Origin of the sequence: Asticcacaulis aquihabitans (assembly GCF_032490435.1) — a bacterium.
Taxonomy (GTDB): Bacteria; Pseudomonadota; Alphaproteobacteria; order Caulobacterales; family Caulobacteraceae; genus Asticcacaulis.
In genome coordinates, this window is record NZ_JAVGWM010000001.1 from 106857 (window position 1) to 131567 (window position 24711).

General features: G+C 58.4%; 22 protein-coding genes. 14 read left to right on the forward strand and 8 right to left on the reverse strand.

Features of this window, described 5'->3' with window-relative positions:
- Positions 1–4 precede the first annotated feature (4 nt).
- The 12 genes from frr to lpxB all read left to right on the forward strand — a co-directional run bounded on the left by frr (position 5) and on the right by lpxB (position 12219).
- Positions 5–562, forward strand: a complete 558-nt coding sequence (gene frr, locus RCJ00_RS00545) for a ribosome recycling factor (protein ID WP_316219636.1) — start codon at positions 5–7, stop codon at positions 560–562.
- A 26-nt stretch (positions 563–588) separates the two neighbouring features.
- Positions 589–1389: a polyprenyl diphosphate synthase gene (gene uppS / locus RCJ00_RS00550; protein WP_316219637.1), complete on the forward strand. Its 801-nt coding sequence runs from the start codon at positions 589–591 to the stop codon at positions 1387–1389.
- Entirely contained in the window at positions 1373–2224 is an 852-nt protein-coding gene (locus RCJ00_RS00555) for a phosphatidate cytidylyltransferase (protein WP_316219638.1), read from the forward strand. Before uppS ends, RCJ00_RS00555 begins: the two co-directional genes overlap by 17 nt.
- Positions 2221–3429, forward strand: coding sequence for a 1-deoxy-D-xylulose-5-phosphate reductoisomerase (gene dxr, locus RCJ00_RS00560; protein ID WP_316219639.1), 1209 nt, complete (start codon positions 2221–2223; stop codon positions 3427–3429). Before RCJ00_RS00555 ends, dxr begins: the two co-directional genes overlap by 4 nt.
- 17 nt (positions 3430–3446) lie before the next feature.
- A complete protein-coding gene (locus tag RCJ00_RS00565) occupies positions 3447–4649 on the forward strand; it encodes a M50 family metallopeptidase (RefSeq protein ID WP_316219640.1) in 1203 nt (400 codons plus the stop codon).
- Positions 4650–4717: 68 nt separating this feature from the next.
- Positions 4718–7123, forward strand: a complete 2406-nt coding sequence (bamA, locus tag RCJ00_RS00570) for an outer membrane protein assembly factor BamA (protein WP_316219641.1) — start codon at positions 4718–4720, stop codon at positions 7121–7123.
- A gap of 33 nt (positions 7124–7156) precedes the next feature.
- Complete coding sequence (locus tag RCJ00_RS00575; protein ID WP_316219642.1) at positions 7157–7864, forward strand: OmpH family outer membrane protein; 708 nt, start codon at positions 7157–7159, stop codon at positions 7862–7864.
- Positions 7865–7880: 16 nt separating this feature from the next.
- Positions 7881–8897, forward strand: a complete 1017-nt coding sequence (gene lpxD / locus RCJ00_RS00580; RefSeq protein ID WP_316219643.1) for a UDP-3-O-(3-hydroxymyristoyl)glucosamine N-acyltransferase — start codon at positions 7881–7883, stop codon at positions 8895–8897.
- Between the two features lie 8 nt (positions 8898–8905).
- The gene (gene fabZ, locus RCJ00_RS00585; protein ID WP_316219644.1) at positions 8906–9409 is read left to right on the forward strand and encodes a 3-hydroxyacyl-ACP dehydratase FabZ; all 504 of its coding nucleotides are present in this window, start codon (positions 8906–8908) and stop codon (positions 9407–9409) included.
- A complete protein-coding gene (gene lpxA / locus RCJ00_RS00590; RefSeq protein ID WP_316219645.1) occupies positions 9406–10197 on the forward strand; it encodes an acyl-ACP--UDP-N-acetylglucosamine O-acyltransferase in 792 nt (263 codons plus the stop codon). The genes fabZ and lpxA overlap by 4 nt, the downstream gene beginning before the upstream one ends.
- A gap of 29 nt (positions 10198–10226) precedes the next feature.
- Positions 10227–11066, forward strand: a complete 840-nt coding sequence (locus RCJ00_RS00595; RefSeq protein WP_316219646.1) for an LpxI family protein — start codon at positions 10227–10229, stop codon at positions 11064–11066.
- 13 nt (positions 11067–11079) lie between these two features.
- Positions 11080–12219 (forward strand): lipid-A-disaccharide synthase, encoded by a 1140-nt coding sequence (gene lpxB, locus RCJ00_RS00600; protein ID WP_316219647.1) that lies wholly within the window; start codon positions 11080–11082, stop codon positions 12217–12219.
- Positions 12220–12292: 73 nt separating this feature from the next.
- Here the strand turns inward: lpxB and gltA are convergent, their stop codons facing one another.
- Both gltA and gltX read right to left on the reverse strand, forming a co-directional pair.
- Positions 12293–13582 carry a citrate synthase gene (gene gltA, locus RCJ00_RS00605; RefSeq protein ID WP_023459110.1) on the reverse strand — a complete coding sequence of 430 codons (1290 nt, stop codon included), beginning with the start codon at positions 13580–13582 and terminating at the stop codon, positions 12293–12295.
- Positions 13583–13674: 92 nt separating this feature from the next.
- On the reverse strand, positions 13675–15102 hold the full coding sequence (gene gltX / locus RCJ00_RS00610; protein WP_316219648.1) for a glutamate--tRNA ligase: 1428 nt from the start codon (positions 15100–15102) through the stop codon (positions 13675–13677).
- Between the two features lie 125 nt (positions 15103–15227).
- Here gltX and RCJ00_RS00615 point away from each other — a divergent pair, with 125 nt between their 5' ends.
- Positions 15228–17351, forward strand: a complete 2124-nt coding sequence (locus RCJ00_RS00615) for a ComEC/Rec2 family competence protein (RefSeq protein ID WP_316219649.1) — start codon at positions 15228–15230, stop codon at positions 17349–17351.
- A 95-nt stretch (positions 17352–17446) separates the two neighbouring features.
- Here RCJ00_RS00615 and lexA read toward each other — a convergent pair whose 3' ends face one another.
- The 4 genes from lexA to RCJ00_RS00635 all read right to left on the reverse strand — a co-directional run bounded on the left by lexA (position 17447) and on the right by RCJ00_RS00635 (position 20712).
- Positions 17447–18151, reverse strand: coding sequence for a transcriptional repressor LexA (gene lexA, locus RCJ00_RS00620; RefSeq protein WP_316219650.1), 705 nt, complete (start codon positions 18149–18151; stop codon positions 17447–17449).
- A gap of 85 nt (positions 18152–18236) precedes the next feature.
- Positions 18237–19031 carry an indole-3-glycerol phosphate synthase TrpC gene (trpC, locus tag RCJ00_RS00625; RefSeq protein ID WP_316219651.1) on the reverse strand — a complete coding sequence of 265 codons (795 nt, stop codon included), beginning with the start codon at positions 19029–19031 and terminating at the stop codon, positions 18237–18239.
- A gap of 78 nt (positions 19032–19109) precedes the next feature.
- Entirely contained in the window at positions 19110–20126 is a 1017-nt protein-coding gene (gene trpD / locus RCJ00_RS00630) for an anthranilate phosphoribosyltransferase (RefSeq protein WP_316219652.1), read from the reverse strand.
- Entirely contained in the window at positions 20119–20712 is a 594-nt protein-coding gene (locus RCJ00_RS00635) for an anthranilate synthase component II (protein WP_316219653.1), read from the reverse strand. The genes trpD and RCJ00_RS00635 overlap by 8 nt, the downstream gene beginning before the upstream one ends.
- Before the next feature lie 197 nt (positions 20713–20909).
- On the opposite strand from RCJ00_RS00635, the gene RCJ00_RS00640 reads away from it, so the two are divergent.
- Positions 20910–21215 carry a hypothetical protein gene (locus RCJ00_RS00640; protein WP_316219654.1) on the forward strand — a complete coding sequence of 102 codons (306 nt, stop codon included), beginning with the start codon at positions 20910–20912 and terminating at the stop codon, positions 21213–21215.
- A 23-nt stretch (positions 21216–21238) separates the two neighbouring features.
- On the opposite strand, the gene trpE is transcribed toward RCJ00_RS00640, so the two are convergent.
- Entirely contained in the window at positions 21239–22756 is a 1518-nt protein-coding gene (gene trpE, locus RCJ00_RS00645) for an anthranilate synthase component I (protein ID WP_316219655.1), read from the reverse strand.
- Positions 22753–24693 (reverse strand): peptidylprolyl isomerase, encoded by a 1941-nt coding sequence (locus tag RCJ00_RS00650; protein ID WP_316219657.1) that lies wholly within the window; start codon positions 24691–24693, stop codon positions 22753–22755. The genes trpE and RCJ00_RS00650 overlap by 4 nt, the downstream gene beginning before the upstream one ends.
- Positions 24694–24711 lie beyond the last annotated feature (18 nt).

The window sequence follows — 24711 nt, forward strand, 5'->3', positions numbered from 1 at the left end:
CCCCATGGCCAAGCCCGAACTCACCCACTACAGGGACCGCATGGACAAGGCGGTCGACGCGCTGAAAGAAGATTTTTCCGGCCTGCGCACTGGCCGTGCCTCGGCCTCACTGCTCGATCAGATCGTTGTTGACGCCTACGGTTCGACCATGCCGCTCAATGCCTGCGCCGCCATATCCGTGCCGGAACCGCGCATGATCAGCGTCAATGTGTACGACAAGGGTACGGTTATCGCTGTGGAAAAGGCCATACGTAATTCTGGCCTGGGCCTAAATCCCATCACGGACGGCACGACTCTGCGCATCCCCATTCCGCCGCTGACCGAAGAACGCCGCAAGGAATTGGTCAAGATTGCAGGCAAATACGCCGAAAGCCAGAAGGTAGCGGTCCGCAACGTACGTCGCGAAGCCATGGATGATCTCAAAAAGGCCGAAAAGGCTTCTGAGATTTCCGAGGACGAAGAGAAGAAGGGCGGCACCGAAGTCCAGGGCTTTACGGATGCAGCTATCAAGCGTATCGACGAATTGCTGAAGGTCAAAGAAGCCGAAATCATGCAGGTTTAGGCCTGTCCGCCGGAAAGTTGCGTTTTATGCCGTTAGGCCCCACGGATGCTCTGACTGTCACCTCTCGCACGGGAGTGACAGCCCATGACCTGACGGCGTGCGACACCCGCACCGCCTTGCACGTCGCCATCATAATGGATGGCAATGGACGCTGGGCTAAGGCGAAAAACCAAATACGTACTATGGGCCATAAGGCCGGCGTGGATGCCTTGAAGCGCACTATAACGGCGGCCGTCGATCTGGGTGTGACACACCTGACGGTCTTTGCGTTTTCAACGGAAAACTGGCGGCGTCCAGAGTCAGAAGTCAACGACCTGATGGGGCTATTGCGGGCCTTTATCAAATCGGACCTTGAGCGCTTGCGCCGAGAAGGTGTTTGCGTGCGCATTGTGGGCCAGGAAGCGGGCCTGCCGGCCGATATCGTTGGCATGGTCAATGACGCGCATGAAAAAACCAAGGATAATTCGCGTTTTTTCCTTCAGGTCGCTCTGAATTACGGCGCCCAGGCGGATATCGTGGAAGCGGTGAAAACCATCGCCGCCCGCGTCAAGTCGGGCGCCATCGACCTGGACGATATCACCCCGGAAACCTTTGGCGGTTACCTGTCGACCCGCGGCCTGCCGCCGCTCGACCTGCTTATCCGGACAAGTGGTGAACACCGGCTATCGAATTTCCTTCTGTGGGAAGCGGCTTACGCTGAGTTCGTGTTTCAGGACATCCTGTGGCCGGATTACGGTCGCGAACATTTAAAGGCCGCGCTGGACATATTTTCCCGCCGGGATCGCCGGTTCGGCGCCGTGGAAACGGGACATGTCCAAAAGCCCTGAAGACGCCTTGAAAGCCGTTGCGAAAACAAGCAGCAAAGGGCGTGAGCTGGCGATTCGAATCGTGTCGGCGCTTGTCCTGATTGCGGTTGTTCTCGTCATCACTATGCTGCCGGATCATCGCCCGTTCCTGGTGATGCTCAGCGTCGGCGTGGCGCTTCTGTGCATCGAATGGGGTCTGATGATGGCCCCGAATATTTCCGGTCGAATATCGGTAGCCGTCGCCCTGGCGGCCATCAGCGCGTTGTTCGTCGGGTTTCTCGGGCATCCGATCCTGTCGATTTTAGTGCTGACTTTCGGGGCCTTATGTGCGGGGCTCTATGCCTACCGGCTCCATGTCGGGTGGTTGGATGCCGCCTATGGCGCCATGTATATTGGCTGGCCGGCGATTGTGATCATGTGGCTGCACCAAAGCAACAATGGCACCTTATGGGTATTGTTTGCCTTTCTTATCGCCTGGGCAGCCGATAGCGCTGCCTTTCTGGTCGGCCGCATGGTGGGCGGCCCCAAGCTATGGCCGCGCTACTCGCCGAACAAGACGTGGTCAGGTTTCGCTGGCGGTTTGATTGCCGGCATGCTGACCGCGGGTGCCTTGTCGGACCTGACCGGGTTATTCAAGCACGATATTTCGGCGTCGATGGTTGGTCTTTTGACAGCCTTGGCCACCATGGGCGGTGATCTGTGGGAGTCTGCGCTAAAGCGCCGGTTCGGCGTCAAGGATGCCGGCACGCTTATCCCCGGCCACGGCGGGTTGCTTGATCGTGTCGATGGTTTAATGTTTGCTATCGTGGCCATCGGCGGCATTCGCCTATTGGTTTTGTTGGGGACCGAGATATGAGACGCATATCCATTCTCGGTTCGACGGGGTCGATCGGCGTTTCCACCCTGCGTCTGCTCGATGAAACGGGCAGGCTGGGCGAAGACTATGTCATCGAAGCCTTGATCGGTGGGCGAAACGTCGAGTTGCTGGTCGAACAGGCGCTGAAATACCGCCCAGCCATCACGGTTCTTGGCGATGCCGCCCAATGGAGCCGTTTCCGGGAGCTTATCGGTAACGCTGGGCTGGCGATTGCCTGCGGCGAAGAGGCTGTCTGCGCTGCCGCCGGGCGTAAGGCCGACTGGGTTATGGCGGCGATTGTCGGGATTGCGGGGCTCAAGCCGACCTGGGCTGCGGCGGGGACCGGTGCCGTTTTGGCACTGGCGAACAAGGAAAGCCTGGTGTGCTGCGGACGAGCGCTGATAGAACGCGTCGAAGCGCACGGCGGTCGCGTCTTGCCGGTCGATTCCGAACACAACGCCATCTATCAGGTGCTCGATCCATCGCAACGCGACCGCGTGTCTCGGCTTATCCTGACCGCCTCAGGCGGGCCGTTTCTGGGACGGACGCGTGAGGACCTGAAATCGGTGACGGTGGAACAGGCTCTGAAGCATCCGAACTGGTCCATGGGCGCCAAGATCACCATCGATTCGGCCACGCTGGCGAACAAGGGGCTCGAATTTATCGAAGCGGCCTATCTGTTTGATGTCCCCGCTGACAAAATTTCGGTGCTGGTTCACCCTCAGTCAGTCATCCATTCCATGGTCGAATACAAGGATGGCTCGTCGCTTGCGCAACTCGGCTCACCTGACATGCGCGTGCCCATTTCCTACTGCCTGGCCTGGCCGAATCGCATCGATTGGCAGGCACCGCGCCTGGATCTGGCGGCACGCGGCACGCTGACGTTTGCCGAACCGGATCTCGATGCCTTTCCGATGCTGAGGTTGGCGCGTCAGGCGCTGGAAGCTGGGCAGGGGATGCCCACGGTTTTCAACGCTGCCAACGAGGTCTGTGTACAGGCCTTTCTGGACCGCAAAATCGCCTTTTTGCAGATCGCCGAATTTGTGGAATCTGCCATGATGCGGGCTCAATTGCCGTCTATCCCTTCCAAAGATCACGTTAATCGTGATACGAACGATGGCATGATGATATCTGCGCTGGACATCGACCGCGATATCCGGCGTCTGATGGGCGAACTTTTCGCCGAGTCGCGCTTGCGGGCGTAGGGTAGGGGAGACGGCTTTTGTTGAATTTGATCGCGGGCGTCGTGCCCTTCCTGATCATGATCTCGGTTATCGTGTCCTTTCACGAATACGGACACTATGGGGTCGCACGCCTGTTCCGGACCCGTGTCGAGCGATTTTCGGTCGGATTCGGCAAGGTACTTCTGCGGCACAAGGACAAGAACGGCGTCGAATGGTGTCTGAGCGCCATACCTCTCGGCGGTTACGTTAAGTTTGCCGGCGATGAGAACATCACCTCTATGATGCCGTCTAAGGAAGATCTGGAGGCATCACGCGCTGCGATCACAGCGCGCGAAGGCGCCGATGCCGTCAACGACTATTTCCATTTCAAGCCGCTATGGCAACGTTTCCTGATTATCCTGGCGGGGCCTGCGGCCAATTTCGTGCTGGCCATCTTCCTGCTCAGCATCGTCAGTTTCGCCGTTGGCGAGCAATACCGCAAGCCAACCGTGATGGGGTTTGTTCCCGGCAATGTCGCCGAGGCGGCAGGGTTGAAGGTGGGCGATACCTTCCTGTCGATCGACGGACATAAGGTTGCCTCCGATGACGAGGCTCGCGTGATGATCGCTTTGCGCGCCGAAACGCCTACGCCGGTAGAGGTTCAGCGTGGCCAGCAGGTCGTACGGCTTGTGTTGACGCCGAAGCGTGCCCTGCTCGACCTAGGCAAGCCGAACGATACGGTGACCGGTGGTGTGCTGGGGATTTCACTGGGGGGAGAGGTTGTCAGCCGCCCGGTCAATCCCTGGGAAGCTCTCGTCATGGGCAATGCCAAGACGTGGCGCGCGCTTGATACAAATCTGACCTATATAAGCCGTATTTTCACCGGAAAAGAAAACGGTGACCAGATCAGTGGTATTTTGGGGATGACCAAGGCGACGGGCGATGTGACCGTTGCGATGGCCAAATCTCAGCTTACCGTCTATGAGAAGAGCGTCAATATGGCGCTGCTGTTCCTGCAATTCACCGCGATGATTTCCATCGGCGTCGGCTTTCTTAACCTGTTGCCGGTACCTGCGCTGGATGGTGGTCATCTCGCCTTTTACGCCTACCAGAGTGTGGCCAAAAAGCCCATTCCGGCAGGAATCCAAAACGCCGCCTTCCGCATTGCTATAGTGCTGGTATTAGGCTTAATGTTATTCGCATTCTGGAACGATATGAACCACATGGGTCTGAGCAAGTTCATCGGGGGGCTTTTCTCGTGATCGCCGTTCCCAATTTCTTTTTCGGATCAAAGGCGCGCGCCGCCCAGTCCATGGTTACAAGAGGCCAAATGACCTTTACACGCTCACTTACCCTCAGCGTCAGCGTACTGGCCCTGATGAACCTGGGTCTTTTGGCTTCGGGCGCTCACGCGGCCACTTTGATGCAGGACGCTCCCGCCGGACAAGATCCCGCCGCTTCCGCGCCGCCGCCACAAGCTGCGTCACCGCAGGCGGCGCCAGCCCCGGTGGAACAGACGGCTTACGTGAATCATATCGTTGTAAAGGGAAATGAACGGATCGATTCGGCGACCATCATTTCCTACCTGCCGTTCCAGCCCGGCGTAACGGTCGACGCGCAATTGATCGATTTGGGCGTCAAGACCCTGTATCGCACCGATCTCTTCTCGGACGTTCAGATTGCCATGAATGGCAATGAGATGGTGGTGACCGTGGTCGAAAGCCCGATCATCAACCAGGTGGTGTTCGAGGGCAACCACGCCATGACCAAGGACAAGCTGCGCGATGAAGTGCAGATCCGTCCCCGTGGCGTCTTCACCAAGGCCAAGGTTCAGGAAGACGTTCAGCGCATCGTCGAATTGTACCGTAAAGGCGGCCGCATCTCGGCGACTGTCACGCCCAAGATCGTCGAACTGCCGCAAAAGCGCGTCGACCTGATCTTCGAAATCGTCGAAGGTCCGAAGACGGGCGTCTCCAACGTCAACTTCATTGGTAACCATGCCTTTTCGGATAACGATCTGAAAAGCGTTGTCGTTACGCAAAAATCCTTGTGGTGGAAGTTCTTCTCGTCGAACGACAACTACGACCCCGATCGTATGGATTACGACCGCGAACAGTTGCGCAAGTTCTATACGAACCGTGGTTATTACGATTTCCGTGTCATCTCGGCAGTTGCCGAATTGACACCGGATCGCCGTAACTTCGCGATTTCCTACACCATCGATGAAGGCCAGAAGTATAATTTCGGCCGCATCACGATCAAGACTGACAATGACAAGCTGAAGGCCGAAAATCTTCAGCACGCCATCTCCATCCGTCCCGGGCAGCTGTACGAAAGTGACCGCGTTGAAAAAGCGGTGGATGACCTGACGTTCGCGGCTGGCGCGGCGGGTTACGCCTTTGTCGACATTCGGCCGTCGGAAGAAGCCGACCCGAACACCAAGAACGTCGACCTGGTTTTCAACGTCCATGAAGGCGCGCGCGTCTATATCGACAAGATCAACATCGTCGGCAATACCCAGACTCTGGACCGTGTCATTCGCCGCCAGGTTTTGGTGTCGGAAGGTGATGCCTATAACAAGGCTCTGCTTGAGCGTTCCAAGATGTATGTCCGCGGCCTGGGCTTCTTCAAGGATGTCAACGTCACTGAAAAGCCGTCGTCCGTGCCCGGCAAGACCAATATCGAAGTGGCCGTTCAGGAGCAGCCCACCGGTGAATTGTCATTCGGTGCGGGCTTCTCGTCGATCCAAAAGTTTATCCTCGATATCGGTATCACGCAGTCGAACTTCCGCGGTACTGGCCAACAAATCCGCGCCCGTGTGTCCACGGGGTCGATATCAAAACAGATCGATTTCTCGTTTACAGAGCCGCGCTTCATGGGCCGCGACATACAGGCCGGTTTCGACCTGTTCCAAAGCTCTTACCACTATGATGGTGTCGACTACTCGACCGATACGATCGGTGGCGGCCTGCGCCTGGGCTACAATCTGAACGGCTTCTCGGTTCTGCGCCTGCGGTACAACTACCAAAGCGACAATATCCAGTACACGTCGGCGTCAAGCTGTGACGGACTGCTGTACAATTGCGGCCAAGGCATTACGTCGTCGGTGGGGTATTCGCTGTCGTTCGATCTGCGTAACGATTATATTCTGCCGACACGCGGCTGGACCGCGACCCTGCGTCAGGATTTTGCCGGCTTGGGTGGCGACGTCAAATACGTAAAATCAGAAATCGAAGGCCATTGGTATTACGGCTTCAAGAAGGACATGGTCCTGCATATTTCCGCCAATGCCGGCTCGATCGTGCCTTGGCGCGGCGATGCCGTCCGCATCAACGACCGCTACTACAAGGGTGGCGACTCAATGCGCGGGTTCCAATACGCAGGCATGGGGCCGCGTGATACCTCGACGGGTTATGCCATCGGCGGCCAAACCTTCGCTATCAGTTCTACCGAACTCGGCATTCCTAACGGCTTACCAGATCAGTACGGCCTTAAAACGGCTCTATTTGTCGATTTAGGTACGCTAGGAACTGTAGATAATCGCCTGAAGATTGATTCGACTGGTGCCCGTCGCACTAACATTGTCGATGATCTGTCTTTGCGTGCGTCCGCCGGCGTTACCATTCGCTGGAAGTCGCCGATGGGCCCGGTTCAGTTCGACCTGAGCCAGGTTCTGTCCAAGCAGTCCTACGATAAAGTCGAGTCCTTCCGCTTCTCCCAATCCACGCAGTTCTAACCTAAAAATACCCCAGAGATGGACCCCAAGAACATGAAAAAAACTTCGCTCTTCGTTATCGCCTGTGCCGGTGCCCTGATCGCGGGCCAAGCCTTGGCCCAGTCCGCGGCTCCGGCTGCAGCGACCGCCGCTCCGACGCCGCCGACCTTCGGTGCCGCCGTTCCCGGCCAATGCGTGCTTGATGAACAATCTGCCATGTCGACTTCGGCGATGGGTAAGGCCGCTTCGGACCGTCTGGTTCAACTGAAGGCCCAAGTTGATGCGGAACTGTCTGCGGAAGGCAAGGCCATTGAGGACGAATACAAGGCCCTGACGGCTTCGCAAAAGACCAGCTCTGCCACCCCTGCCGGCAAGACGGCGTGGGAAGGCAAGGCGCAAGCCTGGGAAGGCAAGCGTCAAGCTTTCCAAGCCAAGGTTCAGCAACGTAACCAGGAAATGCAGTACACCCAGCAGGAAGTGATGCAGGCGATCTTCTCCAAGATGATCCCGCAAATCAATGCGGTTGTGACGCAAAAGGCCTGTGCAACCGTCCTGTCGGCCGACAGCCTGTTGCATTATGAATCGTCTGCGAATACGAATGGTGGATCGACTCAGACCAGCTTCCTCTATGCGAACCCGGCGATGAACATCACATCGGCGGTTGTGCAAAAGATGGATGCTTCGGGTGAGTTGTTGCCGACGTTCAATCGCGTCAGCCTCGACCAACCTGCTGCGGGAGCTGGTGCCGCACCGAAGAAATAACGAGTTTAAACCGCTTATGCCTGATCTGCGCTTTTTTGATGTTGGTTCAAAAATAGACCTGGATCAGGCGGTGGCTATGACCTCGAGCCGGCTTAATACGCCGGAGGCAAAGGGGAGCGGGTTCATTACGGCCTGCGCCCCTTTATCTTTGGGTGGTCCCGGAAAGGCCGCTTTTTTTAGTGACCGGCGATATCTGACCAACCTGCATCGCACCCAGGCCGAATTTGTATTTGTGCCGACCGATTTTGTCGAACATGTTCCGTCCACCAGCATAGCGATCGTCAGCGCCAGTCCGCAGGCAGCCTGGGCCCGGATTGCCGCCCACCTGTATTCGGCGCGCCGCCATGACGGTGACCTAGCGATACATCCCAGCGTACGTTTTGAGGAAGGTGTGTCACTCGGTGTCGGCGTCGTTATCGGTCAGGACGTGGAAATAGGGGCGGGTACGCGCATCGAAGCCTATGCGGTGATTGGGCCTGGTTGTCGCATTGGGCGTGACTGCCAGATTGGTGCCCATGCTACGGTCTATTGTGCGTTGATCGGGGATCGCGTCAGGCTGCTTTCCAGCGTTCACATTGGCGAATCCGGTTTCGGTGTGGCGGGCGATGCCCGTGGGCTCATAGACGTGCCGCAATTGGGACGCGTGATCCTTCAGGACGATGTCAGTATTGGCGCCGGCACCTGCATAGATCGGGGCGCTTACGACGATACAGTGATCGGCGAAGCCAGCAAGATCGACAATATGGTCCAGATCGGCCACAACTGCCAGATCGGCCGCAACTGCATCGTTGCCGCGCATTCGGGAATTTCCGGCTCCGTGACCGTAGGCGATGGCGCCATGTTCGGTGGACGTGCCGGAATTATCGATCATATTCAAATTGGCACTGGCGCAAAGATTGCCGCTGGCGCAGTTGTATTCAAGGATGTGGCTGCCGGAGCAATGGTTTCCGGCTTCCCCGCCAAACCGTCGCGCCAATTCCTGCGCGAAATGGTGTGGCTGGAGAAAAACGCCATGGCAAAAGATAAGGGGTAAGAAGTTTCATGACGACGACGGCTGACGAAGCGGCGGAAATTACGGATACGACGGGTGAAGACGTCGGCATCGCGGTTGACTATGCCGAAATCCTTAAGCGTATTCCGCACCGCTATCCGTTTCTGCTGATCGATCGCGGCGAAGGCTGGGTAAAGAACACCTCGATGGTAGGCATCAAGAATGTCACCTTCAACGAACCCTTCTTCAACGGGCATTTTCCCGAAAACCCAGTCATGCCGGGCGTGCTCCTGATCGAGGCTATGGGCCAGACCGGCGCTGTCCTGATGTCGAAATCTTTGGACGCAGATGTTGAAGGCAAGACCATCTTCTTTATGTCGATCGATGGTGTAAAGTTCCGCAGCCCGGTACGTCCGGGGGATGTGGTCCGCATGCCGGTCAAGGTCGTGCGTCACCGCGGTGATATTTTCAAATTTCGCGGCGAGGCCTATGTGAACGATAAGATCGTCTGCGAAGCTGAATTTGCCGCCATGGTGGTTGAGAGCCCGAAATGACTGTAACCATACACCCGACGGCGATCGTTCAGGATGGCGCTCAGCTTGGTGAAGACGTATCCGTCGGGCCCTACTGCATCGTCGGGCCACAGGTTACATTGAAGGACCGGGTGCAACTGAAATCCCATGTCGTGATCGACGGGATTACCGAACTCGGTGCCGATGGCGTCGTGCATCCGTTTGCCTGCTTAGGTGGCCCGCCGCAGCATTTGGCTCACAAAGGTGAACCGACCAAGCTTATCGTCGGTGAACGTGCACTGGTTCGCGAAAATGTCATCATGCATACCGGAACCGAGAAGGGCGGCGGTGTCACCGTTGCCGGTAATGACTGCATGTTCATGGCGGGGTCGGGTATCGCGCACGACTGTATTCTCGGCAATAACGTTATCATGGCCAATCAGGCGTCCTGCGGCGGTCATGTGCATGTCGGCGATTTCGTCTTCCTTGGCGGGTCGTGTGCCGTGCATCAATTCGCGCGCCTCGGTCGCTACAGCTTTATCGGCGGCGGCGCCATTGTGACCAAGGACGTCATCCCATACGGCTCCGTCTGGGGAAATCATGCGCGGCTGGAGGGCTTGAATCTGGTCGGACTGAAACGCCGCGGCTTTTCGCGTGAACTCATCTTGGCCCTGCGTACGGCCTACCGCATGATGTTCGCCGAAGAAGGCACATTCCAGGAGCGCCTGGACGATGTTCTGGAAAATTTTTCGGACATCGATCAGGTCGTGGAAATCGTGCGGTTCATTCGTGAGGATTCAACGCGGCCAATCTGCCTGCCTTCGGATTAGTGCGGTCAGCCTCTAAACAAGAAAGCGCCATGTCGATCGCCCTCAAACTGGCCCTCATCTCTGGCGGGGGCTCACTGCCGGTTGAAATTGCTGCATACCTTCAGCGCACGAACCGGCCCTATACGGTCATACGCATAGCGGGCCTGTCCGATTCCGCCCTTGATGCGCATCCGGGCCATAAGCTCGGTCTCGGCGATTTTGCCAAGCTGTTCGAAATTCTAGCTGTGGAACAGGTCAAGGCCGTATGCATGTGCGGCTATGTCCAGCGTCCAGATTTCGACACCATGCAAAAGGATCACGGTGCGCAACATTTGCAGAGCATCCAGACGGCTGGACGGGGCGGGGACGATTCCCTGCTGCGTCAGGTGGCGAAGGTCATCGCCAGCCAAGGCTATCACATCGAAGGCGCGCATGAGGCCAACCCGGAGCTTTTGATAGGCGCTGGGTTACAGGCTGGTCCCGATCCCTCTCCAGAGACCATGGAGGACGCGCAGGAAGCCATGCGGGTCGCAACCGCGGTCGGTGCGCTCGATATCGGCCAGGCCGTCGTCGTAGCCGGTCGCATTACCTTGGCCGTCGAAGCGCAGGAAGGCACCCAAGCCATGCTAGGGCGCATCGTGAACCTGAATCCGGCCCTTCGCGGGACGCTTGTTAATCGCAAGGGGGTTTTGGCCAAGTTGGCGAAACCGATACAGGATCTACGCCTCGACATGCCGACGATCGGCCTTCAGACGGTTGAGGACGTCGCGGCCGCAGGTCTATGCGGCATTGTGGCACGTTCTCATCATCTGCTTATTATTGATAAACCCGCCGTCTATGCCCGCGCCGCCGAATTGGGCGTCTTCATTTACGGTCACGATGTCCACTAAACAGAAACGTATCATGCTGGTCGCCGCCGAGGCGTCCGGAGACGCCCTTGGGGCCGGCCTGATCGCCCAGTTGCGCGCCCAGGCACCTGATACGGATTTCGTCTTTTCGGGCGTCGGTGGCGTCCGCATGGCCGAAATGGGCGTACAAAGCCCCTTCGACATCTCGGAGCTATCGATTCTGGGACTGGTGGAAGGTCTCAAGGCCTATGGCCGTGTCATGAAGCGCGTACGTGAAACCGTGGCCTACGCTCAGGCTCAGCAGCCGGATGTGGTCATTCTGGTCGATTCCTGGGGATTCACCCTGCGGGTCGCCAATGGCATTCGCAAGGCCATGCCGCACGTCAAGCTCATCAAATATGTGGGGCCTCAGGTCTGGGCCATGCGGCCAGGGCGTGCCAAAACCCTGGCGCGGGCTGTCGATATGCTCTTGGCCCTGCATCCGATGGACGCCCCTTATTTTGAGCGAGAGGGCCTGAAGACGGTTGTCGTCGGCAATCCGGCGCTGAACGTCGATTTCAGTCGTGCTGATCCGGCGGGATTCCGCGCAAAACTGGGTCTTGGTGCGACAGACCAGATGCTGTTGGTGCTTCCGGGGTCACGCCCCAGCGAAATCAAGCGACTGATGCCGGTTTTCAATGACACTATGCGGCGACTGCATGCGGAACGCCCGGCGTTGACCATTGTGATCCCGGTTGCCGATACGGTTCGCGACCCTGTCGAAGCCGCAGTTGCCGATCTGCCATTTGTGCGTTTGATCGGAGGCGAGGACGACAAGCATTCGGCCATGATGGCCGCTGACCTCGCTCTGGCCTGTTCAGGCACGGTATCTACGGAACTGGCCCTGGCAGGGTGTCCAATGATTATCGCTTACAAGGTCGAGCCGTTGACGGCGTGGATTTTCAAAAATGTCGCCACGATAAAGCATATCACCCTGTTCAATATCATGGCGGAAAAGGAGATCGCGCCTGAATTCGTTCAGGACGACGCCACTGCCGATAACCTCGTCAAGGCGGTAAATGCGCGTCTGGACGACAGGGTGCTCCGCGAGGCCCAGATACAGTCGCAGTTTGATGCGCTGAATATAATGGGGCGCGGTCAAAAACCTCCGGCCGAAAAGGCTGCGGCGGCCGTCCTTGAGTTCATTGGTACATAAGAGCCCTCGCGGCTTGGGCAAAAAAAGCCCGCTTCGATTATCGAAGCGGGCTTTGATTTAGCTGGGTATCAGATTAGCCGCGTTGCGACACGGGAACGTAATCGCGCGGGCCCGAGCCGGTGTAGAGCTGGCGCGGACGACCGATTTTTTGGCCTGGATCCTCGATCATTTCCTTCCACTGGGCGATCCAGCCGACCGTACGCGCCAAGGCGAACAGGACGGTGAACATGGTGGTCGGGAAGCCCATGGCCGACAGGGTGATGCCGGAATAGAAGTCAACGTTCGGGTACAGCTTGCGCTCGATGAAGAACTCGTCCTTGAGTGCGATCTGCTCAAGTTCCTTCGCGACCTGGAACAACGGATCGTTCTTGTCGCCAACGGCTTCCAGAACTTCGTCGGCCGACTGCTTCATGACGGTCGCACGTGGGTCGTAGTTCTTGTACACGCGGTGTCCGAAGCCCATGAGCTTGTACTTGCGGGCCTTGACCCCTTCGATGAACTCAGGGATGCGCTCCGGCGTGCCGATTTCCTTCAGCATGTTGAGCGCTTCTTCATTGGCGCCGCCATGCGACGGGCCCCACAGACAGGCAATGCCGGCAGCGATACAGGCGAACGGGTTGGCGCCCGACGAACCGGCCAGACGGACGGTCGATGTCGAAGCGTTTTGTTCGTGATCGGCGTGAAGGATGAAGATACGGTCCATCGCCTTGGTCAGGATCGGGTTGGCGACGTAATCTTCAGCCGGCACGGCAAAGCACATGCGCAGGAAGTTTTCCGAATAGGACAGGTTGTTGCGCGGATGTACGAAGGGCTGGCCAACGCTGTACTTATAGGCACGGGCGGCGATGGTTGGCATCTTGGCGATCAGGCGGTGCGCTGAGATTTCGCGCTGCTTCAGATCGTGAATGTCGAGGCTGTCATGATAAAAGGCCGACAAAGCGCCGACGGCGCCGGTCATGATCGCCATCGGGTGGGCATCGCGGCGGAAGCCGGAGAAGAAGCGGTCGAACTGCTCATGCAGCATGGTGTGGCGCGTGATCGAGGTTTCGAAAGGCTCGAACTCGGCTGCCGTCGGCAATTCGCCGTGCAGCAGCAGGTAGCAGGTTTCTAGGAAGCTCGATTGCTCGGCCAGTTGGCCGATCGGATAACCGCGGTGCAGCAGAACGCCCTTGTCGCCGTCGATGAAGGTGATCTTGCTTTCGCAGGATGCCGTCGAGGTGAAGCCTGGGTCATAGGTGAAGGCGTCGGTCTCGGCGTACAGCTTGCGGATATCAACGACGTCCGGGCCCAAGGTGCCCTTCATGACAGGCAGATCGACGGTCTTGTCACCGAGCGTGATTTTGGCGGGATTGGTTTGGCTCATATTACGCGTACCTCAGAAAAGGTTTAGGCCCATTATAGGCCTGTTGCGGCGCACCTAAAATCGGCGTCGCGCCTGCTATATAAACTGTAACTCTAAATGAAAAGACCCCCTGTTAACCGAACAAGGGCCTCCTCGCGGCCCAATGCGGCCAAAAGCTTCGAAATGTCCGGCGCAGGATGGCCGGCGGATAGGAGGCCACGCAGGACAGGGCCAATCTTTCCGAAGCCAATGCCTTCATTTTCAACGAATTTTTTTAATTGTCCGTCAATATAGTCATTGGACCAATCGTCCCAGCCTAACACATTTTCGTGAAGACGATTGAGGCGTGATATTGTTTCCTCAGTCAGAAGATTTTTTGTCTTTTCGTCGAGCGGAACGGGGCCTTTTGCTACCGCAAAATGAACCTGTTCGGCCAATTGGACGATGGTTTGGGCACGTTCCTTCACGAGCGGAATGGTGCGCGCCAGAATCGCACGTGTTTCAGGCGTTTCGGCGTGGCCGGTGGCGACGAGCTCGGCCGTTACCAGCTTAACCAGCCGGGCATCGTCGGCGGCGCGAAGCCAGTGGGCGTTGACCGACCCCAGCTTGGCGAAATCGAGCCTCGCCGGCGCCTTGTTGATGTCGATGATATCGAACCAGTCGATGGCCTGGTCGTCGGTGAAAATTTCGTCATCGCCGTGTGACCACCCCAGGCGCGCCAGATAGTTTCGCATGGCTTCCGGCAGGTAGCCGAGGCTTTGGTAGTCGCCCACCGCCTGGGCGCCGTGACGCTTACTCAGCTTTGCGCCGTCGGGGCCATGAATCAGCGGTATGTGCGCGAAGGTCGGCACGTCCCAACCAAGCGCCATAGAGATGAGGCTTTGGCGCGCGGCGTTGTTCAGGTGGTCATCGCCGCGAATGACGTGGGTGACGCCCATGTCATGGTCGTCGACCACGACCGCCAGGTTGTAGGTCGGATTGCCATCCGAACGCAGCAGGATCAGGTCGTCCAGGTCTTTGGTATTGAAGGTCACTTCGCCTTGCACCGCATCGCGAATGACAAGAGGCTCTTCCAGCGGCCCCTTGAAACGGATGACGTGCGGCTGCGACAACTCTTCGGCGGTCGGCGTGCGATCGCGCCAGGGTGAGCGCAGCGCGTGTCCGGCGGCGCGCGCTTCCTCACGCGCGGTCTCGGTTTCCTCAGCGGACATGAAACAGGCATACGCACGGCCGCGCGTCACCAGGTCGGCAACGGCCTCTTTGTGGCGCGCTTCGCGGGCGTGCTGAAAGACAATCTCTTCGTCTGCCTTGAGCCCAAGCCAGTCCAGCCCTTCGAAAATGGCGTCCACCGCAGCCTTGGTTGAGCGTTCGCGATCGGTGTCTTCGATACGGATCAGGAATTTGCCACCGGTGTGCCGTGCATAGAGCCAGTTGAACAAGGCGGTCCGCGCACCGCCGATATGCAGGTATCCGGTCGGTGAGGGAGCAAAGCGAGTGACGACGGCGCCCGATGTCGGGACTTGCGATTTGGAATGGGGCATGATCAGTTACTTTGGGGGATCGATTTGTGAGCGTCTTATAGCTTTCTTTGCCGCGAACCCAAGCCCTTTATAGCAGGTGAGGCGGGCAAGGCTTGAAAACGGCGGTCCAGTTCTTGAAAAACCGAATGTCAGATGTACTGGCCTTGCAGGCCGGGCGTCTGTTTTTATGGGTGCCTGTGGCGTTCGGGGCGGGGGCTGCCGCGTATCTGGGGCTTCTGGTCGAACCGTCCCTGACATGGATTGTAGCTCTGGCTGCGGCGGGCATTATCGCCACAATATTGATCCAGCGGTTTAATTTCAGCCGCTATATCTATAATTTTTCACTGCTTTTATCCATTTTTATGCTGGGCGCCGTCGTGTGTAAGTTGCGTGCGGAGCACGTCCGTGCGCCGGTGTTGGGGACGGAAACCAACCAGTATATGGTTCAGGCGTTCGTGATGGATATCGTTTCACCATCAGCCGATCAGCCGCGTCTGTTATTGGCGCCTATTGCCATACGCGGCCTGAGCCCGGCGGCGACGCCGTTGCGCCTGCGTGTGTCTCTGCGTCCAGGCACCCTGGAAGCGACAGGTATCAAGCCAGGCGATGCAATATCGGTCTTCGCCATCCTGAACCCGCCACCTTCACCGAACATGCCCGGTGGCTACGATTTCGCCCGTACGGCCTTCTTTCAGGGCGTAGGCGGCGTCGGACTGGCGCCGGGCCAGCCTCGGTTGATGGAGCCGCCGCCGCAAGGATGGCAATTGCGAGCGGTTATGGCCCTGAACCGACTACGCTGGACGATTACGCAAAAGCTCGTGGCCGATACGGCGCCGCAATTGCCCAACGGCCGCGCCATCGGCGGGTTTGCCGCCGCTTTGGTGACGGGGCATCAGGCGTTTATCCCTCAGCCACTCATACAGGATATGCGTGATTCCGGACTGGCCCATATCCTCTCGATATCGGGCGTGCATATGGCCATTGTTGGCGGATTTATCTTCTTTACGCTGCGGATTGTTATGGCCGCTGTCCCCTGGCTGGCGGTGCGCATACCGGTCAAGAAATGGGCGGCCGCTTTGAGTATCGTCTGCGTTCTGCTCTACCTGGCCATTTCTGGATCGCCAGCCCCGGCGGTCCGTTCCGCCGTGGTGGCCTGTGTCGCGTTCGGAGCCATTTTAGTCGATCGCCGGGCGCTGAGCCTGCGGGCCTTGGCCATAGCTGCCATCGTCGTCATCTGCCTCACACCCGAAGCCGTGATCCAGCCGGGGTTTCAGATGTCATTCAGCGCGACCGCCGCCTTGCTGGCCTTGGCTGAGGGCATGAAGCCGCCCATGCGTGAAATCAGCGTGCCCGTTTGGATCCGGGCCATTCAGGCGACCGCCCGCGGTATCTGGCTGTCGCTGCTGGCCTCCATGGTGGCGACCGCCGCAACAACGCCATTTGCCATCGCCTATTTCAATCGGTTCTCGGTCTACGGCCTGTTGTCAAACCTTTTTGAGGCGCCTGTCACGACCTTTGTCGTCATGCCGTCTCTCGCCATGGGCACGACGATGTCCGCCACGCCCTTCGGATGGCTGTTCCTGCGTGTGGCGGGTGCCGGGTTATGGGTTATTGAGCGCATTGCCGCCATTACGGCGGACTTGCCCTATGCGGTCATCACCTGGCCATCGGCACCGGCTTACGTCCTGCCTATTTCTTTTTTGGGATTGTTATGGATTTGTTTGGTACGGGGAAAAACGCGATGGGTCGGCTTGATTGCGGCGTCAACTATCTTGTGGTGGCCGCGTGTGCCGCCTCCGGACATTTGGGTGGATGCGGAGGGGGGCAATGCCGCCGTCCGTACCGCCGCCGGCGCTTACGTCCTGCGATCAAAGGTACGGCAATATGGCTTCGAGCAGTGGACACAACACTATGGCCTAGCGGTGCTGGATGAGATTAAGCGGAGTGAAAACTATGCCTGCAAGGGATATGGCTGCGTTCCGCTCGCCCAGCCGCGCGTTGGGTTCTGGTTCAGCAACAAGCCGCCAAAACCCGCGCGTTTGAATGAATTGTGCCAGGCAAGCGATCTGATCGTTCTGCGCAACCCCATGGGGGATTGGCCGGCCGAATGCGCCAGGGTTAACCGCATCAGCGCCGGCGATTTTCGTCGCCTTGGCGCCATGGAACTGACTCACACAGAAAAGGGCTGGGCCATCAAGGCAGCCCAGCCCCTAAGAGGCAAACGCTATTGGTCCAGTCCTTCGGAAGCAGAAGGCGGTATCAGTGACTAGAGCATTCGTCGGCTTAGTTGACCGCCTTATGGCTCTAATCTTTTGTAACGCCTCATGTTTTCCGAAAAGTGGGGTCCACTTTTCGGCATGAGGCTCTAATGGTAACGACGCATCAGGCCGACGAGGCGGCCCTGAACCTTGACCTGACCATCATTGTAGATTTGCGTCTTGTAATTCGGATTAGCGGCTTCGAGGGCAATGGATCCACCCTTCTTGCGAAGGCGCTTAAGGGTGGCGGTTTCGTCATCGACCAAGGCAACGACGATTTCACCGGTCTGGGCCGTGTCGGTCTTCTTGATGACAACAAAGTCGCCATTGAGAATACCGGCATTGATCATCGAATCGCCTTCGATTTCGAGCAGGTAGTGTTCTCCGGCGCCCAGCATGGATTCCGGTACGCGTAACCGGTCGCGCTCCTGGCCCATGGCCTCGATCGGTACGCCGGCAGCAATCTTGCCAAGCAGCGGCAGTTCACGCGTATCATCGTTCGAGGGCTTGACGGGGTCTGCAGCGGCCGGGCGCGTGCCTTCGACGACCTGAGGCACAAAGGCTTGACGGCCGCGCGGCGGCGCTGACGTGGTGGCCTGATCGGGCAATTTAATAACTTCAAGCGCCCGGGCACGGTGTGCGAGCCGACGTATAAAGCCGCGTTCTTCCAAGGCGGTAATCAAACGATGGATGCCCGACTTGGACGCCAGATCCAGCGCTTCCTTCATTTCGTCGAAAGAGGGGGAAACGCCGCCTTCCTTGATGCGTTCGTGAATGAACATCAGAAGTTCGCGTTGTTTGGTCGTCAGCATGGGACACCTTCGTGTAAACTGGTTCGCAAAATGCGGAACAAGTCATGAACCTACGAATGATGTTCTATATGTGTTCTTATTAATGTCAAGCTAACGATAATAGATTTTTTGTCGCCGCAGTGACGTCGCCTTGGCGCATCAGGCTTTCGCCGACCAGCATGGCGGTGGCGCCGGTACGCGCGAGGCGTTTGACGTCGTACGGTGTGAAAATGCCGCTTTCGGCGACGAGAATGTGATCTTTCGAAACCGAGTGCGCCAAGGTCTCCGTCACCGCCAGATCGACGTGAAAATCCCTGAGATTACGATTATTTATGCCGATCAGCTTGGATTTGAGTTTCAGAGCCCTGTCCATTTCTGCTGCGTCATGCACTTCGACCAGCGCATCCATGCCATAATGCTGGGCGCAGTCGATGAGGTCCGCAGCCAGTTCGTCATCTATCATGGCCATGATGACCAGAATGGCATCGGCGCCGATGGCCCGCGATTCGGTCACCTGCCAGGTGTCGACAAGAAATTCCTTACGGATGCAGGGCAATGACACAGCGGCCCGTGCGGCCTGAAAATGCGATTCGTGTCCCATGAAGGACGGATTATCGGTCAGGATCGACAGGCAGGAGGCCCCGCCGGCTTCATAGGCGCGGGCCAGTGCAGGCGGATCGAAATCTTCACGAATCAAGCCTTTTGACGGGCTGGCCTTCTTGATTTCGGCGATGAGTGAGAGATTGTCAGGCTGCTTGTTGGCGACCAGAGCCTTGGCAAACCCGCGAGGTGGACCGACCTCATCTATTTGCGCCTCAAGGTCGTCCAGCGTCACATGCGTACGCCGCGTCGCGACGTCTTCGCGCTTGTAGGTAGCGATCTTGTCGAGAATGTCCAGCATATCGTCTCCTTGGGTAGCGACCTTGGACGCTAGCACGGCGTGCGTTCACAGAGCAGCAACAGTTATGTTATGTGAATGTTATGACGCTTTTGTCGCCGCAATCAGCGTGTCTAGCGCGCTGCGTGCGCGGCCATCGTCAATGACGTTTGCCGCCAGTTCCACGCCTTCGCGCAGGGTCTCCACCTTGTCGGCCACCAGGAAGGCGGCCGCTGCGTTCAGCATGACGATATCGCGATACGCCCCGGTCTTGCCGTCGAGCAGAGCGGACAGTTCGGCGGCATTGTATTCGGGGGCGCCACCCGTGATGTCGGCCAGAGCCGCGCGGGGCAAGCCGACCGCTTCGGGCGTGATCTTGAACAGGCGGACAAACCCGTCCTTCCATTCGGCGACATCGGTTTCACCGGTCGTTGTCAGCTCATCCAGGCCGGATCCGTGCACAGACCAGGCTTTAGTGGCGCCGAGTTGACCCAGCGCCTGAGCGATCGGTTCAACAAAACGCGGCGAGGGGACGCCCACAACCTGACGCTTGGCACCGGCTGGGTTACTGAGCGGCCCCAGCAGGTTGAAGATGGTGCGAAACCCGAGTTGCTGGCGGATCGGCGAAACATGCCGCATGGCGCCGTGATGCGCCTGGGCAAAGAGGAAGCAGATGCCAGCGTCGTCCAAGGCTTTACGTTGTTGTTTCAGAGTCGCTTCAATATTTACGCCGAGCGCTGCCAATACGTCCGCCGTGCCGGATTTGGAGGTGATGGCGCGGTTGCCATGCTTGGCGACCTTTAGGCCGCCGCCGGCTGCGACAAAACCCACGGCGGTGGATATGTTGAGCGTATGCAGGCCGTCACCGCCGGTGCCGCAGACATCGATGACGTCATAGGGGTGGTCAAGATGAATGGCAGCCTTTCGCATGGCGCGGGCGCAGGCGGCGATTTCGCCGACGGTTTCCCCGCGTATCCGAATAGCGGTTACTGCTGCAGCCACCTGGGCCGGCGTTGGTTCACCACGCAAGCAGGCAGTAAAGAATTGTTCGGCGTCGTCTTCGTTGAGGTTCTGGCCTTCGGCCAGTTTCGACAGCAAGGGTTTGAAAGCGTCAGACATAGAGGTTGTGGCTCTCGATCCCGGCCAATTGCAGGAAGTTGGCCAGCAACTGATGGCCGCCTTCTGTGGCGATGGATTCGGGGTGAAACTGCACGCCGTGAATGGGACGCGTCTTATGCTGAACGCCCATTATCTCGCCATCTTCGGTCCAGGCCGTGACCTCGAGATCAGCTGGCAGGGTTTCGCGCTTGATGGCCAGCGAATGATAACGGGTCGCTGTAAAGGGATTGGGCAAGTCATTGAAAATGCCCTTGTTATTATGATGTATCAGGCTGGTCTTACCGTGCATGAGCGTCTTGGCACGAATGACGTCGCCGCCATAGGCCTGGCCGATCGACTGGTGCCCGAGGCACACGCCCAGCACCGGCATATCTTCGGGAGCCGCGCGCAGCAGAGGCAAACAGATGCCGGCCTGGTCGGGCGCGCAAGGGCCGGGCGACAGCAGAATGGCCTTTGGGGCAAGGGCCAGGGCATCTTGAACACTCAAGGCATCGTTGCGGTAAACCTGCGTATCCGCGCCGAGCTCGGCCAGGTAATGGACAAGATTGTAGGTAAAGCTGTCGTAGTTATCGATTACCAGGATCATAGCCGCCTCCGAACGCACACCGCCGTCTCGCAGGCGTATGTAAGCAAAAGCCTTTCGCTTTCCAAGTCTAAACGTCACAAGGCGGTGCGGCGCGGCAAAAATATGCCTTTAGGCGAGCGGTATCAGCGCCCGCTATTTCGCATTAAACTACGGCGATGAATTTGATTCGAGCCAATCATACCGGGCAGGAAGACGCCTTGACCGACGACCGCCTTGGCGCGGCGCTCGTTCTGCTGGCGACTTCCAAGCCACGCAGAATGCCGGGACACTGGCTCATTCTGGCGCTTTGCGCCTTTATCGCCGCCACTACGTTTTTTGTGTATATGGCGACAAGCCTGACGGCAAAGCCCGCGCCCAACCATACGGCACCGCAGACGGTGGCGGCGCCGGCAGCACCCACGGTCAACAAGGCAGACTTCGAACTGTCGGGATCATCGCTCAGCGCTGAGTCTGCGGAACCTGTTACGGACGCCGTGCTGATCGGCAGGGAAGAAAGCCGCTAGGGATTTAAGATTGCGAGGGCGGCCTAGTTCTGGCTGTAGGTATATCGCCAGGCGTCTTGGGCCGCCTTGATGAGCGCGCCGGCCTTGTGGCAGGTTTCCTCATATTCCATCTGCGGAACACTGTCGGCAACGACGCCGGCGCCAGCCTGGACATAGATGTTGCGATCCTTGAACAGTGCCGTGCGCAGAACAATGCAGACATCGACGCTGCCGCCGCTTGAGATATATCCCGCGCCACCGCCGTAACCGGCGCCGCGCTTAACGTCTTCCAGTTCGTCGATGATTTCCATGGCCCGCACCTTGGGCGCGCCGGACAAGGTGCCAGCAGGCAGGGCGGCCAACAGCGCATCGACCGGATCGAGGTCGTCAGGCGCATCGCCTTCGACGTTAGAGACGATATGCATGACGTGGCTGTAGCGTTCAATGACGAACTTTTCCGTCACCTTGACCGAGGCCGGTTTGGCGACGCGGCCGACATCGTTGCGGCCAAGGTCGAGGAGCATCAGGTGCTCGGACAGTTCCTTAGGGTCGGCCAGAAGTTCGGCTTCCAACGCCTTGTCCTGCTCCGCCGTCTTGCCGCGCGGACGGGTGCCGGCAATCGGGCGAATAGTCAGCTTGCCATCGCGGATGCGGACCAGGATTTCCGGAGACGACCCAGCCAGCTGGAAATCGCCGAAATTGAGATAGAAGAGGTAGGGCGACGGATTGTGCCGGCGCAGGGAGCGGTAAAAAGCGAAGGGATCGAGTGGATAAGGTGCTTCGAAACGGTGGCTTAGGACGACCTGGAAAATGTCGCCCGCGGCGATATATTCCTTGGCCTTTCCGACCATGTCTTTGAAATCGAGCGGCGAGGTGGGGGACGTCAAGGGCGCCTGATGGTGATCCTGAAGCGCGGGCTGTGCCGCCAGGGGAATCCGCAGGTCCGCTTCCACGGCGTCGAGACGCGCCAACGCGGCGCTGTAGGCATCCTGCGCCGATCGGGCGTCCGGCCATACCGGCGAAGCCAGAAGGATTTCGTGGGCGACATTGTCAAACACGCAAACCACCGAGGGCCGTACAAGGCAGGCATCGGGCAGTTCGAGCGGGTCCGGATTGGCCTCGCCAAGCGGCTCCATAAGCCGGATCATGTCGTAGCCAAACACACCGAACAGGCCCGACACCATGGGAGGCAGGCCTTCGGGAATGTCCATACGGTTCGCCGCAACAAGCGCGCGCAGGCTATCCAGCGTGGTAAGGCTTTCCGGCGTATAGATGCCAGCGGGAATATCGGCGCCTTTTGATATCTCGGCGGCATTGCCGAAGCAGCGCCAGACCAAGTCAGGCGACAGGGTCAGAATCGAGTAACGGCCAGACAAGGCGCCACCTTCGACCGATTCGAACAGGAACGAGTAGGGGCGGTTACGCGACAGCTTCAGATAGGCAGAAACCGGTGTTTCCAGATCATCGATCAGCTTGCGACAGACGATGTAGGGCTTGCCGGCGTCATAGGCCTTGGTAAATGCGCCTTCGTTGGCGGCAAGCGTAACGGGTTCGGCGATCACGGCGTCTTCTTTCCGTCGGTCTTGTCAGCCTTGCCTGCCTTGTCGTCAGTCGGGGTGACGCCCAGAGCGATCTCGGCTGTGCGCGGGTAGGTCTTGGCCTTGACGAGGGCGCGGGCGCCGGTTTGGGCCGTTGTGGCTACGTCACGGGCCAACATTTGCGACATCTGCGTGCGGGCGACCGTGGTCATCGTATTGGCGGATGCTGTGTCCGCCTGATGGACGGCATCGACGTGGCCGATGGCGAAGGCGACCGGGCTGATCTGAGCGTTGAAGGTTTCACCCGGTTGCGACAGGAAGATGCGACCAGCCAGGGCTTGCGGCAAGTTGGCGCGTTGTATCGTGGCGCGGTTCAGGCCGTTCAGCTGTTCAACGGGGGTATTGAAGCTGGCGGCGACGGCGGCGAAGCTTTCGCCCTTCTTGATCCGCGCCATGGCCTTGTCGGCTGCGTCCTGCACCGCCGAGGTCACCTTGTCGGTCATCCAGTACTGGGTGAGTTCGTTTTTGATTTCGGCGAAAGGCGGGGCGCCAGCGGGCTTGATGGTGTCGAGACGTACGGCGAAATACTCGCCTTCGCGGAGTTGATCGACGTCGGAGGTGGCGCCGACCTGGGGCAGGTCGTAGATGTCCTTCACCAGTACGGTAAATTGGGAATAATCGGCTTGCGGGTTGCCCGTCTTGCCTTCCGACGTCATCGGCGGCAATTGGATCACTTTCAGGCCCAGTTTCGCGGCCGTGGCGTGGAAGTCGTTGCCGGCGCGCATGGCGTCCGAGAAGGCATTGCTGTCCTTGTTGACGCGGTCAGCGGCCTGATCTTTTATGTAGTCTGCGGCCAGCTTTTCGCGAACGCTTTCGTAGGACGGTGTAGAGCCAACCTTGACTTCGCCCATTTTAATAACGGCGTAGCCGAGCTCACCCTGGACGGCACCGGACACATCGCCCGTCTTCATGCCGAAGGCCGCTGCGGCAATCTTGGCATCGGGGACCGCGCTCTTGGGCTTCAAGGTGTAATTGATGACCTGACCCTTGTGCGCCTTAGCAGCCTCTTCCGGTGTCTGGCCGGACTTGAGGGCGGAGGAAATGGCGTTGGCGTCGCCCGCCGACTGGGCCGTCACGGTGACGAAGCTACGGGTTTCCGGCGAGACGAGGGTGGCCAGGCTGTCCTTGTACTTTTTCTGCAAGGCGGCTTCGTCCACCTTGATGTCCTTAGCATAATTGGCGGGCACAAATTGCACGATCGAAGCCGTCCGCGTTTCCGGCAGTTGCAACTGAGACAGGCGCGAATTGTAGAAGGCCTGTAATTCAGCGTCGGTTGGGGCGGCGGGTGTCGGAACGTTCTTTGCCGAAATAACGAACAGGCTGGTGTCGCGGTTTTGCAGCGTCGTGGCGGCTTCGGTAGCGGCATAGATGCGTGGCGCGCGGAAGCCCGCGACGGCCGCCGTCAGGTACTGCTGGCTGGCCAGTTCGTCCGAAACGCTGAACTCGAACATCTTTTCGTTCATCTGGTTCTGCGCCAGCAACTGACGATAGGTATCCTTGTCGAAACGGCCGGTGACGCTATTGAAGAAAGCCGGGATCTTGGCAATTTCAGCAACGATCATCTTGGCGGACGGCTTTACGCCCAGCGAATCGAGCCAGGCGGCAAAGGACAATTGATCCGCCAGTTCGTTCAGCATGCGGACATGTTGGCCGGCCTCGACGAATTCCTCGTTCGTAAAGGTGCGTCCCTGATTTTCCTTGGGATAGTTGGCCTTGTAGCTTTCGAAGCGGCTCTTGAATTCCTGAGCGCTGAGCTGACGCTTGCCGGCGGTGATGACATTGTCGCCGCCTGTCTTGCTGAAGACGTCGCGAAGACCGAAAATGGCGAAAGAGGCGACGAGCAGCACCATCAAGCCCTTGAATATCCATGACTTGGTGAATTCCCGGAAGAGGCTGATCATCGCAATATAACCCTGTAG